This window comes from Pseudovibrio sp. SCP20, from assembly GCF_057774105.1.
On sequence record NZ_JBYMDH010000001.1, the window covers coordinates 693910 to 708085 of the forward strand.

The window sequence follows — 14176 nt, forward strand, 5'->3', positions numbered from 1 at the left end:
AACATTTCAGACAAGTTTTGTGTGAGAGGCTTGCGTACTCTCACCTCTCCACCTTAACCACGCACCTCATCATTCCAGCCCGCTCATAGGTTTCTCAGTGCTGTGACTTGCCAATTTTGTGCAGAAAGGGCAAAAGACTGCGACTTGAGACTGTTTGAGACCGTCGTGAATGACTGAAGCAACAAAAAAACTCTATAATATCAATAGCCCCGTCTTCGCGGTCGCGCCGATGCTTGACTGGACGGATAGGCATTGCCGCGCATTTCACCGGGTCCTTTCCAAGAATTCGCTGCTCTATACTGAGATGGTCACCACTGGCGCCTTGATCCATGGCGACAGGGACCGTCATCTGAATTTCTCCAGGCAGGAGCAGCCGGTTGCCTGCCAGCTGGGTGGGTCTGATCCCAAAGCATTGGCTGAGTGTGCCAAAATGGTGGAAGACTGGGGCTACGATGAGGTCAACCTCAACGTCGGGTGCCCGTCTGACCGCGTACAGTCTGGTAAGTTCGGCGCTTGCCTCATGCTGGAGCCGGATCTGGTAGCAGAATGCATCGCGGCCATGAAGGATGTTGTTTCTATCCCGGTCACCACCAAATGCCGCATCGGCGTGGATGATCAGGAGCCGGAAGAAGCACTCAACGCACTGGCAGATAAAGTCATCGCCGCTGGCACAGACGCGCTGTGGGTGCATGCCCGCAAGGCGTGGCTGAAGGGCCTCAGCCCGAAGGAAAACCGCGATGTGCCGCCGCTGGATTATGACCTTGTCTACCGCCTGAAGCAGCGCCTGCCGGATGTGTTCATCGGCATCAACGGCGGCGTGGCAACACTGGAAGAAACCTCAGCGCATCTGGAAAAGCTGGACGGTGTTATGATGGGCCGCGCGGCCTATCAGAACCCGATGTTGCTGGTAGAGGTTGACCGTGTGGTCTACGGTGAGGACGGCACCGCGATCACGCCGGTTGAAGCAATGGACGCTTACCGCGGCTACATCGAAAACGAACTGACGTCCGGAACCAAACTGGCATCCATCACCCGCCACATTTTGGGAACATACCAAGGTGTTCCTGGCGCCCGCCATTTCCGCCGTATTATGACGGTGGAAGCCAACAAGGCTGGCGCTGGCATTGAGGTGCTGGAAGACGCGCTGGCAGCGGTTTCACATCATCAAAGCGTTGTGCTTGAAGCACGTGAGCAGAAAGAGGCAGCGCTGGTCTAAGCGTACTCCCGAAAAGTGGCCACCGGTTTTCGGACAAGAGTACGCGAGAAGAATGCGTACTCCCAAAAAGTGGTAGCCGGTTTTTGGGCAAGAGTACGCGCATGAAATGCAATTGGAATTGAGGAGGGGACAGCATGGACATGATTTCTGCGTCTATGCTGGGGTTCGGAGCAGCATTGATTGCTTCTGGTGCACTAGCAGGTTTTCTGGCAGGGCTGTTTGGTATTGGAGGCGGCGCGATCCTCGTGCCGATCCTTGTAACCATTCTGACAGAGGTGGGCGTCGATCCGGACGCCGTGGTCCACATCTCCGTAGCTTCGTCTCTAGGTGTCATCGTCCCAACCTCTTTGCGCTCCTTCTTCGCTCACAAGAAGAAAGGCGCTGTTGACCTGTCCTTGCTGAAAAGCTGGATTATCCCTGTGCCGATTGGTGTGCTGCTGGCCTCATACGTGGCGGCACTCGTTTCAGGTGATACGCTCAAAGGCATCTTTGCCGTGATAGCGTTTGTGGTCGCTATGCGCATGCTGTTCAATCGTGAAAGCTGGAAACTGGGATCAGATATTCCAGGCAACCCGGTGCGGGCGTTGATTGGCGTGATGATCGGCTTTTTCTCAACGCTCATGGGCATCGGTGGTGGCGTTATGAACAACACCTTCATGACCTTGTTTGGTCGCCCGATCCATCAAGCTGTTGCCACATCTTCCGGTGTTGGTGTGCTGATTTCTATTCCGGCAGTCTTCGGCATGGTCGCAGCCGGGTGGGGGGCTCCCAACCTGCCACCCTTCTCCGTGGGCTACATCAACCTGCTGGCCATTGCGCTGATCATCCCGATTACCATCTACGTGGCACCACTGGGCGCACACTTCGCCCACAACCTGCCAAAGCGCAAACTGGAGCTGGCCTTCGGTGTATTCCTCCTGATCGCCTGCGCAAGGTTCGCCTACAGCCTGCTGTAAGCTGCAAGCCATAAGAAACACAAAAGCCGCTGACATCCCTGTCCGCGGCTTTTCTTTTCTCTAAATACTGCGATTTCTTTTAACGCGCCTTCAGGATCAACTGGTTGCCTTCCACGCGCCAGCTGGCGAAGGTGTTGAGGGCGCTCATGCCAAGCAGGCTGGTTGAGAGCATCTCTTCCTGCGCCACAAATGCGGGGACTTCGTTCAGGCGCCAGTCTCCAATCTGCATGTCCTGCAAACGCACGCGGGCCACAAAGCCCATACCGTTGGCGGTAGAAACAGGGATACTGTAGGAAAGATTATTGGTGTCGATGCCAACCCGGCGCGCGTCTCCGTGAGACAAGGTGATGTGAGAGGCACCGGAGTCCACCAGCATGTCGACGGAAACACCATCCACCTGCACATCAATGAAGAACTGATGGTTGATGCCGCGGGAAATCACCATCTCGCCATCAGCAGATTGAGAGATGGAGCCGGGGAACAGCTCGGACATCACGCGGTCGCGCACGGTCATCAGCTCATAACGGAACGAGTATCCAATCACCAACAACAGTGCCAGACCGCCCCAGAACACCACGGCGCCAAACACTTCGCGGATTTGCGGGCGGCGGATAAATACGCCCATCATGATCACGATGCCCATGGCCGCAAGGGCGACCAGCCGAGGACCGTCCTCCTGAAACTTGTCGCCAAGAAACTCAGGTGTTCCAAGATATCCGGTGGCAACGCCAATCACCATGGCGCCGATGAGAATGACAAGGCCTATCGTCCAGCGCATTGCACATCCTCCTGTTTCATAGCCAGAAACTCAGCTTTTCGCGCAGGAAGCTTGGCAAGAATGGTGTGCTGAGCCTGCGCAGAAAGGGAACCCCATCCGGCAATCTCGCTGAGCAATCTCCAGCAACTCACACACATCTTCCATTCTTCATCCAGCTGGCACAGTTTTAAACACGGGCTGGCTGGTCTTTCTAAAGTGCCTGACAAAATACTGTCCTACAAAATCATCGGGTTCCAACCGCTGTGTTCACCTTAAATGCGAACTGCTTTAGCGCGTTGCGCCAACGGATCCCGGCGTGCTGATCACGATCTTCGCAGTGTTCCCCAAAAACTCGGTGAAACTGCGTCCAGCGTTTCCAAGACGTCCGCCAATGCTTTGCTGGCTGCGGCTCATCGTGCCTTGTTCAAGGGCATTGACCAGCTGCGGTCCAAACTGAGCAAGTTGCGCGAACTTGTCGTGGTTGACGCTATCCTGACCCTGCACATCCGTCAGGTCAATGACCACAACGCCCAGACTTGTCAGCTCTGCATCATTCTCAATGCCGCCCACACGTGCCTTGCCACCGGCAATGCGGCGAGAAAAGCGCAGCGCGCGGTCATCACGCGAAACCAGCACAAACACAGGGTTTGCTCTGTATCCAAGAGAGGTAATCATTGTTTTGAAAACATCAATATCGATGTCCGGCGAAGCCATCACAATGGTGACCTTCTTGTTCTTCAAAAGCCCGTGACCCTTCAGCTCCATCTGTCGCAAAGTCTCCAGCAGCAACAGGTTGCCGAGCGAGTGCGCCAGAATGGTCACCCGCTCCGCATCAGAGTTCACCAGCTCCCGCAGCACCTGCTCCAGACCATCGCGGGCAACGGTCACGCTGTTGGTGTCGTAAATGTAGTCGGTCAGATTGCCAGCGGATGCCCAGGTGAACAGGATCGGCACACGATTGATCTTGGCATCTGCCGCCATCTGCGCAAGGCGGAACACACCTTCAGAAAAGCGGGTGTTGTAGCCATGAATGAACAGCACAGCCTCGCGCTCGCGGCCAGCACGTTTTGCAATCGCTTGGTTGACCTGCTGGCGGAAAGCCGCATTGCCGTCAATGTAAGCCGCCTGCCGCACCACGAAGTCGGTGTTCGGATTACCCGGAGGTGAAGAGGCCCATTCAATCCTGCCGGGCTTGTGGGTCGGCGGAATGGAAATGGTAGCTGAAGCAAAGTCCAGCTCCTCAGCACGCTTGGAGGTGTAAAGCGCAGGGGGGTGTTCAGCACGCGCGCGCGTGGTCGCTACAAGGATATGAACATCCTTGGTCCCTTCGGCTTCTTCAAGCGAAATCTCAAGTGAATCCGGACCGGGCCTGGAGGCACAACCGGCAAGGACGGCAGCGGCCAGCCCAAGGGCAGCAGCTCGTTTGAATGCTGAAAGTGCACAAGCAAAGGATAGCTTCATAATGTCTCCGGCCCGAGAACTGTAAAAAGGGTTTCACGCGCTTGTAGGCAAACAATGCGCGTAGATTAAAGCTAAAATGCTAGCAAATGATTGCACAAAAATGGTTTCTTGCAGCGCCTTACCCACAAAAGCAGAGGAATGCCTCTGGTTTTTAAGGGGGCGAACACAGCTTCTAAAGAGAAAGGACGCCCAGCAGGAAGCCCAGTGAACCGATTTGTTGCGCAGCCCCCAAAACATCACCCGTAATGCCTTTGATTTTGGTGAGGGACAGCTTCGCCAGCGCCCACACCAGCACAAAGCTCACACCAGCCCCGATCACCACCTGCCAGAAGCTTAAGAAAAACAGGCTGACAGCAATCAGTGGCAACGCAAAGCAACCAGCCCAATAGACGGCAATGTTCTCAGGCACGCCAAAGCGCGTGGAAAGACCGCCCTGATACGCTGCTGGCATGGTGTGCCAGATCCAGACCATGCCAACCCGGCCAATCGTCTCAGCTGCCAGATAGCCAAGAGCTGTCCCAAAGCCGCCAAACGCCTCCAGCAAGGTGGCCAGCAGCAGCCAACGCAGGCTTAAGGAGAGCACGAGTGCCACAGTGCCAAACGCACCGATACGGCTGTCCTTCATGATCTCAAGCCGCCGCTCAGCCGTATGACCACCAAAGAACCCGTCTACCACATCAGAAAGGCCATCCTCATGCAGGCAGCCCTGAACAGCTGCGGCCACAGCAACCGCAATCAAAGCCACAACAGCGGCAGGCAGGGCGCTTTGTGAAAGCAGCCACAACACCAGCATGCTGGGCAGGGAAATCACCACACCGGCCAGCGGAATGCTGCGGGAGCGCAAACGAAAATCCGGAGCTGTGTTCAGATCATCCCAGCTTCCCAGCTTTGGCAGAGGAATACGGGAGAAAAAGCGCACCAACTCGGCCACCTCCGACAGAATATGGGAAGAGGAAGGAAGAGAATCTTCGTTGCGTTGATCGTCGGACATGATGGTTTCTCACAGAAATAAATCAGACCAGAAAGGCTGCCAAAATCAGTTAGAGCAACAATTTGTAGTTTGCAAAGCCGTGGAAACCACAAATAGTTGATAAGTCTCATTTGTATTCTGCTTCCGGTGGCTTATAGATCTGCGCAAACAACAAAGCGCAAAAATTCATTTTGCGGGTTAACTAATGCGTATCTCCGAAAAGTGGAAACCGGTTTTCGGACCCAAGATACGCGCAAACAAAAGTTAAAGTAGTTCAACCGCTCTAGGCTGAATGAGAACTGCTTTAAGTTCGGAGAAGCGTATGTCTCTTGCAACGTCTGCACTGCCATTCGATGATATCAGAAACCTGGTCGGCGCAATGCCGGGTCCAAGCCTTGAAGCGGTCGAGGCGGTTAAAAAACGCGATGCGCAGCTGACGAAGCCTCTGGGGTCTCTGGGCCGTCTGGAAGAGCTGGTGGAATGGCTGGCTGCCTGGCAAGGCCTGCCAATGCCCAAAGTCACCCGTCCGCTCGTAGCCGTGTTTGCAGCCAACCACGGCGTTGCTGACAAAGGCGTCTCCGCATTCCCGAAAGAAGTGACCGCGCAGATGGTCTCCAACTTTGCAGCTGGCGGCGCCGCCGTGAACCAGCTCTGCATTGCCTATGACCTCGGCCTCAAAGTGTTTGAACTGGCGCTGGAAATGCCAACCCCGGACATCTCCGAGGAAGACGCCTTTGAAGAATCCGAATGCGCAGCAACCATGGCCTTTGGCATGGAAGCAATCTCTGGTGGCACAGATCTGCTCTGCCTTGGCGAAATGGGCATCGCAAACACCACCGTAGCAGCAGCCATCTTCTACGCCCTGTTTGGCGGCACAGCAGAAGAGTGGGTTGGTCCGGGCACTGGTGTTCAGGGCGACGCGCTGAAGAACAAGATTGCCGTTGTTGAGCAGGCCGTGCAGCGGATCGGCGGTCCGGGCAAAGTTGAGCCTCTGGAAGTTCTGCGCCGGATCGGTGGCCGCGAAATCGCAGCAATGGCAGGTGTTATTCTCGCAGCACGCATGCAGCAGGTTCCTGTTGTTATTGATGGCTTCGTCACCTCCGCAGCAGCTGCCATCCTCTACAAGATGGACAACACCGCATTGGAGCACTGTGTGTTCTCTCATGCCTCCGCTGAACCAGCACACCGCCGCGCTCTGACAGAAATGGGCGGCAAGCCACTTCTGGATCTGGGCATGCGCCTTGGTGAAGGCTCCGGTGCAGCAATCGCAGCAGGCATCATCAAAGCGGCAGCAGCAACCCACTCCGGCATGGCGACCTTCGCTGATGCAGGCGTTGCAGCTCAGGACTAATTTGAGAATAACCCCTCCGCTGAGGAGGGGGATAAATTGAAAAAGGCCGCCTCACTCTGACGAACTGAGGCGGCCTTTTCTCATTTCAGCAAAGAACGCAGAAAAAACGCATTCCTTTCAAACCAACGCACATTTCAACGCAAATGCGGTTTGATGAGCTGCGTTAATCGACAAAGCGCCAGGTATCAGCGCCATCAAAATGGCGAACACGTATGTCTTTGACGTCCTCAGCAGGCACCAGACGCGTGTTCACCGCCATTCTATCCCCCTCAGGGTCAACCGGCGCCCAATGCGTGGTGTTCCCGCACGTCTTGCAGGTATGGAACTCCAGTTCCTTGTCGCCCCACACATACGCAAAAGTCGCGTCCGGGTCTTTTTCAATGGTCACGTTCTTCGGCGAACCATGAGCCCAGACGGTTCCAAAGCGACGGCAGGCAGAGCAATTACACTCTGTCAGCCACTCTGGGTTTTCCCGATATTCAAACTTAACTGCACCGCAATGGCATGAGCCACGTAGCATGTGTTTCTCCCTGATAATGAATTGAAGCACGATCCGCAAAAGCAAAGCCAGACGGCTCAAAGGATCACGCAGAAAAAGAAAGTGATTTAATCCAGAAACTGCCCTGTATCCGCACCATCAAAATGGCGAATGGGAATGTCTTTCACATCCTCAAACGGAACAAGCCGCGTGTTGACCGCCATGCGATCATAGTCCTCGTCCAGATCTGACCAGTGAGTGGTGTTTCCGCAGGTTTTGCAGGTGTGAAACGCGATCATCTTATCACCCCAGATGTAGGTGAACGTCGCATCCGGCGCTTTCTCAATGGTCACGTTCTTGGGTGAACCATGCGCCCAGATGGTGCCGTAACGACGGCATGCAGAGCAGTTGCACTCTGTAAGCCATTCTGGTTCTTCACGGAATTCAAACTTGACTGCGCCGCAATGGCATGACCCTCGAAGCATACAATCCCCCAACAGATGCATCTGGAACAAATAAGGAACGTATATCCTTATCCGGCCCGAAGCAAGGGCTCTCTGTCTTTGCCTGTGGTTGGGTCCGGCGTCGGGATCGGATCGATATGGCTCAACACGCGTTTGGCGGGCAGGGAGATGGTCGCCTGCGTTCCCTCACGCAGCTTAGAGGCCAGCTTAAACTCGCCCTCATGCATATGCGCCAAAGCCTGCACAATGGAAAGGCCAAGGCCAGTGCCTTGCTCCGCATCCTGAATAGCCTGCGTGCCCTGTCCAAAGGCCTGCAACACCACAGGGATCTCTTCCTCAGGAATACCGGCGCCGGTATCGCTGACGCTGATGTACTGTCCTCCAGCGCCATCAATGCCCACGTGAATGGAGATTTCCCCCTCAGGTGGGGTAAACTTCACGGCATTGGTCAACAGATTCAGCACCATCTGGCGCAGGGCTTTCTCATCCGCCCAGACCTTACTGAGGCCCTTCTCATAGACCTCGTGGATCTCGATGTTCTTCGCTGCTGCCCGCATATGCATCATGTGCTTGCAGGCCGCTGCCACATCGCGCAGACAGACAGGTTCTTCCTGTAGCTCATAACGGCCAGCTTCAATGCGCGACAGATCCAGAATCTCGTTGATCAGATTGAGCAGATGTTGGCCCGACTGATTGATATCCTTGGAGTAATCCAGGTATGTTTGATTATGCATAGGACCAAGAACTTCGTCCTTCATCACCTCAGAGAACCCGAGAATCGCATTCAGAGGTGTGCGTAATTCGTGACTCATTGTCGCAAGAAAACGCGTCTTGGCCAGGTTCGCTTCCTCCGCACGGCGCCGCGCTTCCTGAGAAATTGCATTCACCTGTTCCATTTCTGAAATCAGATGATCCTTCTCCGCGCGGTACTCAAGCAGGGTCAAAGCTGAGGTATGGAGCTGCTTGCTGAGGATGTAAAAGAACACTTGTGCCCCAATCGCCATCAGCCCCATCGCGTAGTGAGGCATGCTGTCATACTGCCAGAAACTGAAGATCAGGGCACCCGTAATTGGGGCTGTGGCAGCCAGCAAAGCGCCGGGCAGGGGAGAAGACAACATGGTCGCCATGGCAATGACGATCAGCATGGTCGCAAACTGGAATACACCGAACCCATAGTCCGTGTTGAACTGCAAGTTGCTGATGAAAAAGATAGCCCAAACAATGCCATAGAGCATATCGCCTGCAAAAAGTTCCCTGCGGATTGAGCGCAGATTACCTTCCTGACTAAGGCTCTTTTCCATGCGTTTTGTAGAGAGAATAATGATGGAGTGCGCGAGCAGCATGGCTACAAGCCAGCCGCCAGCCACCTCCACGGGAAGCCAGACGCTGGAGATGGTCGCGGCCACAATGGCGATCATCGGCATGGCATAGGCCACCGACAATCTGTTCTTCACGAACATCAAAATAAGATCAGCTTCAAAGCTGGGGCGGACCCCCTCGACCGTGCCAAGACGTTCGCGAGCATCCTTTACGGTACGTGCAACTTCGCGCCGGCGATTTGCTCGGGCGCGATTAATAGTTGTTTTGTCCTTACTATTCTGCGACGATCCGTTGTTCATGTATTCTCGGCCTCTGTGTGCCAATAGATTGACGGGATACTTGCCCTTTTGACCAGAATGAACATGATCTCTTAAGATTGCTCTGATTCATAGGGTTAACGTCGAGTTTACGGGGACCACAAAATGGTAGATTATTGCCCCATTTTGGGACAGTTTCTCCTGTAGATTGTGAGGGCAACAGCTCGTGATTGTTGGGAGGCACCATTGAAACTTTATAGCCATAGGCAAGCACCTAACCCCTTTCGCGTCACCCTGTTCCTTGCGGAGAAGGGCGTTAAGGTTAACATTGCCTACGTAGATTTCATGCATGGCGAATTGAAGGCAGAAGAGTTTAAAGCGATCAATCCTTGTCAGCGATTGCCCGTGCTCGTGCTGGATGATGGAACAGCCATTTCCGAAAGCTGCGCCATCTGTCGTTACATTGAAGAAATGAACCCTCTCAAGCCTTTGCTGGGCCAGACGGCCAAGGAAAGAGCGCTGATCGAGATGTGGAACCGGCGCGCTGATCTGGGCTTGTTAAATCAGGTTTCTCAGGTGTTCCGCCACACCAACCCGGCCATGGCTCCGCTGGAGCAGCCGCAAGTGAAAGAGTGGGGGGAGGCCAATCGCCCCAAAATTCTCGAAACACTCGCCATTTTCGACGCGCAGCTTGCCAACAATCACTATGTAGCTGGAGACCGATACTCCATCGCTGACATCACATTGTTCGCAGCAATCAACTTTGCCCGCGTAATTAAGCTGCAAGTCCCTGAAGAACTTGGTAATCTGCGCCGATGGTATGCAAAGATGATAGAGCGTCCGGGAGTGCAGGCAGCGCTTCAGGTGATGAAGGAAACCTCCAGCGCCTAAAAGAGCGCATAGCCGCGTGTCGGGTCTGTGTTGAGCAGCCCATCCGCCAGCCATTGCCTCATGAACCGAGGCCCGTTGTTGTGCTGTCGTCTACGGCGCGCATTGCCATATGCGGTCAGGCGCCGGGAACCCGCGTCCACGCCTCTGGCAGGCCGTTTACAGACCCTTCCGGAGATCGCCTGCGCGACTGGATGGGCATTGGTGAAGAGGTCTTCTACGACCCTGCCAAACTTGCAATTATCCCCATGGGCTTCTGTTTTCCGGGGTTGGATTCCAAAGGCGGTGACAAACCTCCAAGACCGGAATGCAAGAAAACGTGGCATCAAGAAATTTTCAGCAATATGCCGCAGATCGAAACATTGCTTGCAATAGGTGGCTACGCGCAGGCCTATCACATACCCGAACTCACCAAACCCCGCCTCTGGGAAACCATCGCTGAGTTCAGATCCGTCTGGGAAACCACCTGCGACCGCCATGCCAAAGGCCTCGGCCCAAGAGTTCTCCCCCTCCCACATCCATCCTGGCGCAACAACGCCCACATAAAAAAGCATCCCTGGTTTGAAAAAGAGCTCCTTCCGCTCCTGAAAGAAGAAGTCAGCAGCTTGCTCATGTGATTTGAGAGATTCTTTTTTTAATCCACCCCTTAATATGGCAACGCATTCCTTTAGCTCTTGCGAAATTCTATGTTGATGAAAATAAATTTCACCGATTTAAGGTGATGTAGAATGAAAACCTATATTCCTGCGAATATCTTGGCGTTTGAAGCTGGAATAACATTTCCCATGACCTTATGCTTCCTGCAATGATTTTGCGCCAAACAATAATTCCGGTGGGAGATAGGGGTATAATATGATCGATAGGATCGACCGTCGCATTCTGTCCATTCTACAAGAAGACAGCACCGTTCCTGTAGCTGAAATCGGCCGCCGTGTTGGCCTGTCCACCACCCCTTGCTGGCGCCGCATCCAGAAGATGGAAGAGGACGGTGTCATCACCCGCCGCGTTGCTGTGCTTGATCCAAAGAAGGTCAACGCAAAGGTTACCGCTTTCGTGGCTATCACCACCAATGAACACACCGACGACTGGCTCCGCAAGTTTGCCGACGTGATCCGCGAGTTCCCTGAAGTGGTGGAATTCTACCGCATGGCAGGGCAGGTGGACTACCTGCTGCGCGTTGCCGTGCCGGATATCGATGCTTACGACGACTTCTACAAGCGTTTGATTGCAAAGGTAAACATCGCAGACGTGTCCACGTCCTTCGCGATGGAGCAGATCAAATACACCACCGAGCTACCGCTCTCTTACATCGTCGCTGAAAAGCCAAAAGCGAACATGTCCTAAGAGTTTGAAGCGTTACGCACTATAAAAAAGCCCCGGTCATCTGATCGGGGCTTTTTGCGTTGTTATTTCTTATCCGCGTTGTTCAGCCGGGCAATCAGGCTGGATGTATCCCAGCGATTACCGCCCATGGCCTGAACTTCAGCATAGAACTGATCAACCAGCGCCGTCACCGGAAGGCGCGCACCAACCTCATCAGCTGCTTCCAGACAGATCTTCAGATCCTTGCGCATCCAGTCCACCGCAAAGCCGTGTTCGAACTCACCGTCACGCATGGTCTCCCAACGGTTTTCCATCTGCCAGGACTGAGCCGCACCACCGCGCACTGCTGAAATAGCTTTCTCAACATCAAGGCCAGACTTCTGCGCAAAGTGGATCGCTTCAGAAAGACCCTGCACCAGGCCAGCAATACAAATCTGGTTCACCATCTTGGTCTGCTGTCCAGCACCTACAGGGCCCATCAGGCCAGCGAACTTGGCGAAGCAATCGATGAACGGCTTTGCACGATCAAAGACCTCTTGCTCACCACCGATCATCACAGTCAGAACGCCATTTTCAGCACCAGCCTGCCCACCAGACACAGGCGCATCAAGGAAAGAAAATCCCCCTGCACGTGCTGCCTCATCCAGCTCACGCGCAACTTGCGCAGAGGCTGTTGTATGGTCCACGAAAATAGCGCCAGCCTTCATGCCGTGGAATGCACCGTTCTCGCCGGTTGTGACAGAGCGCAGATCGTTGTCGTTGCCAACACAAGCAAAAACAACGTCGCAGCCCTCAGCGGCCTCCTGAGGCGTTAGAGCGAATGATCCGCCATACTCTTTGGCCCATGCCTCTGCTTTAGCTGTTGTCCGGTTGTAAACGGTAACGTCATGCCCCCCGCGAGAGGCCAGAAAACCCGCCATTGGGTATCCCATTACGCCCAAACCAATAAACGCGACCTTTGCCATCGGACTATCCTTATAAACTTGAATCAGAGCGCAGCAACACTATCAGTTTCATCGGCAGATACCACGTAAATTCACCGGCTCTACCAATGAAAAAAGCGCAGGCTTTTGGACCTGCGCTTTCAAGTATCCATCAATGCCAGCTGGCTTATCTGTGCAAGTGACGCGTCAAACGAGCCTCAATGCGATCCCACGCCCGGCGCAGTGTTTCCACCATCACCAGATACGCAATTGCCGCCCAGACATATGCCTGGAAGTCATAGGTCCGTGAGAATGCACGACGTGTCTCACCCATCAGGTCGTAGATGGTGATGATCGCCACAATCGCAGAGCCTTTGATCATCAGGATGATCTCGTTGCCATATGGACGCAGAGACACGATCAGAGCCTGCGGAAGAATAATTTTCCAGAAGGTCAGCCACTTCGGAAGGCCCAGAGCAGACGCTGCTTCCCACTGACCCTTCGCAATGCTCTCAATAGAGCCACGCAGGATCTCAACTTGATAAGCTGCAGTGTTCAAAGTGAACGCCAGAACCGCACAGTTCCACGCATCACGGAAGAACCACCACATATCAACGGACTGCAGCGGCTCGCGGAACGTGCCAGCGCCGTAGTAGATCAGGAACACCTGAGCCAACAGCGGCGTGCCGCGGAAGAAGTAGACGTAACCATATGCAATACCGCCAAGAATGCGGTTCTTGCTCATCCGCATAAAGGTCATCGGAATGGAGAGCAGAACGCCCAGCAGCATGGAGACGGCAACAAGCTTCAACGTAATGATGAAACCTGAAACGAACTTCTCACCGTACTTGATGAGGAACTTCGCATTGTGCGTAATAGAAACAGGCAGAAGGCCGTCACCGCCAAACACCACAGCAACACTGTTGGAGTTCAGCAGGAACCATAGAATGCCAAGACCACCCGCAATCCAAAGGGTTAGCCATGTTGTGCCCACAACGCGGGCCGATGTCCACGGACGATGCTTTGGAGCAGGAGGTGGTGCCTTCGCTGCAATAGTCTTAGACTGAACGTAGCTCGCCGAAGCGCCCATAGTAACATCACTCATCTGGAAGCCTCCCCACGCTTAGCCCAAGCATCAAGGCGGGAAATGCCTCCGGAAGAAATCACGGCCAAAACAAGGTAGATCGCACAGGCGACGGCAAAGAACAGGAACGGCTCTTTGGTGGTGCGCGCCGCCATGTTGGAGTAACGAATGATGTCTGCCAGACCAATGATGGAAACCAGAGAGGTCTCCTTCAGGAGGATGAGCCACAGATTGCTCAGTGCTGGCAACGCCAGACGAACAAGTTGCGGAAGAATGACGAGACGCATTGTATGCGCATAGCCCAGACCCAGCGCAGCAGCACCTTCATACTGGCCTTGCTTGATCGCACGGAACGCAGAAAGAAACGCTTCAGAAGCGTAGGAGGAGAACACCAACGACAGGGCAATCATACCTGCGATAAAGGCGTTCACCTCAAAGTAGATATCCCCAAACAGCGAGAGCACTTGCTGAATGAGGATCTGACCGCCGTAATAGACGAGAAAGAGGGTAAGGAGCTCTGGAAGCCCTCGGAAAATTGTTGTGTAAACGTTGGCCGCAGCGCGCAGAGAAGGTTCTTGAGACTTCTTCGCAAGCGCCAGCAGAAAGCCTAAAAGCAAGCCGAAGGGAAGGCTTGCCAACGCAAGGGAGACGGTCATAACAATGCCAAGTGCTATCTCGTCGCCCCAGCCCATGTCCCCAAAGGACAAGAGTGTGAAAATTTCATTCAT

At 54.2% G+C, this 14176-nt stretch carries 16 protein-coding genes; 6 read left to right on the forward strand and 10 right to left on the reverse strand.

What is annotated here, in order from left to right:
• Positions 1-169 precede the first annotated feature (169 nt).
• On the forward strand, positions 170-1216 hold the full coding sequence (gene dusA / locus AC3CB2_RS03195; RefSeq protein ID WP_352930900.1) for a tRNA dihydrouridine(20/20a) synthase DusA: 1047 nt from the start codon (positions 170-172) through the stop codon (positions 1214-1216).
• Between the two features lie 134 nt (positions 1217-1350).
• Positions 1351-2172 (forward strand): sulfite exporter TauE/SafE family protein, encoded by an 822-nt coding sequence (locus tag AC3CB2_RS03200; RefSeq protein WP_008552000.1) that lies wholly within the window; start codon positions 1351-1353, stop codon positions 2170-2172.
• Positions 2173-2251: 79 nt separating this feature from the next.
• On the opposite strand, the gene AC3CB2_RS03205 is transcribed toward AC3CB2_RS03200, so the two are convergent.
• The 4 genes from AC3CB2_RS03205 to AC3CB2_RS03220 form a co-directional block, all read right to left on the reverse strand.
• Positions 2252-2950 carry a retropepsin-like aspartic protease family protein gene (locus AC3CB2_RS03205; protein WP_352930898.1) on the reverse strand — a complete coding sequence of 233 codons (699 nt, stop codon included), beginning with the start codon at positions 2948-2950 and terminating at the stop codon, positions 2252-2254.
• Positions 2935-3156, reverse strand: a complete 222-nt coding sequence (locus tag AC3CB2_RS03210) for a DUF1289 domain-containing protein (RefSeq protein WP_352930896.1) — start codon at positions 3154-3156, stop codon at positions 2935-2937. The genes AC3CB2_RS03205 and AC3CB2_RS03210 overlap by 16 nt, the downstream gene beginning before the upstream one ends.
• A 61-nt stretch (positions 3157-3217) precedes the next feature.
• Positions 3218-4390: an alpha/beta hydrolase gene (locus AC3CB2_RS03215; RefSeq protein ID WP_352930894.1), complete on the reverse strand. Its 1173-nt coding sequence runs from the start codon at positions 4388-4390 to the stop codon at positions 3218-3220.
• A 172-nt stretch (positions 4391-4562) separates the two neighbouring features.
• On the reverse strand, positions 4563-5381 hold the full coding sequence (locus AC3CB2_RS03220; RefSeq protein WP_352930892.1) for an adenosylcobinamide-GDP ribazoletransferase: 819 nt from the start codon (positions 5379-5381) through the stop codon (positions 4563-4565).
• Between the two features lie 301 nt (positions 5382-5682).
• Here AC3CB2_RS03220 and cobT point away from each other — a divergent pair, with 301 nt between their 5' ends.
• Positions 5683-6711, forward strand: a complete 1029-nt coding sequence (cobT, locus tag AC3CB2_RS03225; protein WP_352930890.1) for a nicotinate-nucleotide--dimethylbenzimidazole phosphoribosyltransferase — start codon at positions 5683-5685, stop codon at positions 6709-6711.
• A 163-nt stretch (positions 6712-6874) separates the two neighbouring features.
• Here cobT and AC3CB2_RS03230 read toward each other — a convergent pair whose 3' ends face one another.
• From AC3CB2_RS03230 to AC3CB2_RS03240, 3 genes are all read right to left on the reverse strand, one after another.
• Positions 6875-7231 carry a GFA family protein gene (locus AC3CB2_RS03230; RefSeq protein ID WP_352930888.1) on the reverse strand — a complete coding sequence of 119 codons (357 nt, stop codon included), beginning with the start codon at positions 7229-7231 and terminating at the stop codon, positions 6875-6877.
• An 86-nt stretch (positions 7232-7317) separates the two neighbouring features.
• On the reverse strand, positions 7318-7674 hold the full coding sequence (locus AC3CB2_RS03235; RefSeq protein WP_208608708.1) for a GFA family protein: 357 nt from the start codon (positions 7672-7674) through the stop codon (positions 7318-7320).
• Between the two features lie 47 nt (positions 7675-7721).
• The gene (locus AC3CB2_RS03240) at positions 7722-9272 is read right to left on the reverse strand and encodes a sensor histidine kinase (RefSeq protein ID WP_148266140.1); all 1551 of its coding nucleotides are present in this window, start codon (positions 9270-9272) and stop codon (positions 7722-7724) included.
• A 204-nt stretch (positions 9273-9476) separates the two neighbouring features.
• Here AC3CB2_RS03240 and AC3CB2_RS03245 point away from each other — a divergent pair, with 204 nt between their 5' ends.
• From AC3CB2_RS03245 to AC3CB2_RS03255, 3 genes are all read left to right on the forward strand, one after another.
• Complete coding sequence (locus tag AC3CB2_RS03245) at positions 9477-10121, forward strand: glutathione S-transferase (protein ID WP_352930886.1); 645 nt, start codon at positions 9477-9479, stop codon at positions 10119-10121.
• Positions 10122-10201: 80 nt separating this feature from the next.
• A complete protein-coding gene (locus AC3CB2_RS03250; protein WP_352930884.1) occupies positions 10202-10735 on the forward strand; it encodes a uracil-DNA glycosylase family protein in 534 nt (177 codons plus the stop codon).
• 238 nt (positions 10736-10973) lie between these two features.
• On the forward strand, positions 10974-11462 hold the full coding sequence (locus AC3CB2_RS03255) for an Lrp/AsnC family transcriptional regulator (protein ID WP_208608758.1): 489 nt from the start codon (positions 10974-10976) through the stop codon (positions 11460-11462).
• Positions 11463-11524: 62 nt separating this feature from the next.
• On the opposite strand, the gene AC3CB2_RS03260 is transcribed toward AC3CB2_RS03255, so the two are convergent.
• The 3 genes from AC3CB2_RS03260 to AC3CB2_RS03270 form a co-directional block, all read right to left on the reverse strand.
• Entirely contained in the window at positions 11525-12406 is an 882-nt protein-coding gene (locus AC3CB2_RS03260; protein WP_054784753.1) for an NAD(P)-dependent oxidoreductase, read from the reverse strand.
• A 145-nt stretch (positions 12407-12551) separates the two neighbouring features.
• Positions 12552-13469, reverse strand: a complete 918-nt coding sequence (locus AC3CB2_RS03265) for an ABC transporter permease (protein ID WP_352930881.1) — start codon at positions 13467-13469, stop codon at positions 12552-12554.
• On the reverse strand, positions 13466-14176 hold the full coding sequence (locus tag AC3CB2_RS03270; RefSeq protein ID WP_014285200.1) for an ABC transporter permease: 711 nt from the start codon (positions 14174-14176) through the stop codon (positions 13466-13468). The genes AC3CB2_RS03265 and AC3CB2_RS03270 overlap by 4 nt, the downstream gene beginning before the upstream one ends.

Coding starts and splice junctions, on each gene's coding strand:
- AC3CB2_RS03270 (WP_014285200.1), bottom strand. CDS start 14,176: ATGAATGAAATTTTCACACTCTTGTCCTTTGGGGACATGGGCTGGGGC.
- AC3CB2_RS03200 (WP_008552000.1), top strand. CDS start 1,351: ATGGACATGATTTCTGCGTCTATGCTGGGGTTCGGAGCAGCATTGATT.
- AC3CB2_RS03220 (WP_352930892.1), bottom strand. CDS start 5,381: ATGTCCGACGATCAACGCAACGAAGATTCTCTTCCTTCCTCTTCCCAT.
- cobT (WP_352930890.1), top strand. CDS start 5,683: ATGTCTCTTGCAACGTCTGCACTGCCATTCGATGATATCAGAAACCTG.
- AC3CB2_RS03205 (WP_352930898.1), bottom strand. CDS start 2,950: ATGCGCTGGACGATAGGCCTTGTCATTCTCATCGGCGCCATGGTGATT.
- AC3CB2_RS03265 (WP_352930881.1), bottom strand. CDS start 13,469: ATGAGTGATGTTACTATGGGCGCTTCGGCGAGCTACGTTCAGTCTAAG.
- AC3CB2_RS03215 (WP_352930894.1), bottom strand. CDS start 4,390: ATGAAGCTATCCTTTGCTTGTGCACTTTCAGCATTCAAACGAGCTGCT.
- AC3CB2_RS03230 (WP_352930888.1), bottom strand. CDS start 7,231: ATGCTACGTGGCTCATGCCATTGCGGTGCAGTTAAGTTTGAATATCGG.
- dusA (WP_352930900.1), top strand. CDS start 170: ATGACTGAAGCAACAAAAAAACTCTATAATATCAATAGCCCCGTCTTC.
- AC3CB2_RS03240 (WP_148266140.1), bottom strand. CDS start 9,272: ATGAACAACGGATCGTCGCAGAATAGTAAGGACAAAACAACTATTAAT.
- AC3CB2_RS03260 (WP_054784753.1), bottom strand. CDS start 12,406: ATGGCAAAGGTCGCGTTTATTGGTTTGGGCGTAATGGGATACCCAATG.
- AC3CB2_RS03235 (WP_208608708.1), bottom strand. CDS start 7,674: ATGCTTCGAGGGTCATGCCATTGCGGCGCAGTCAAGTTTGAATTCCGT.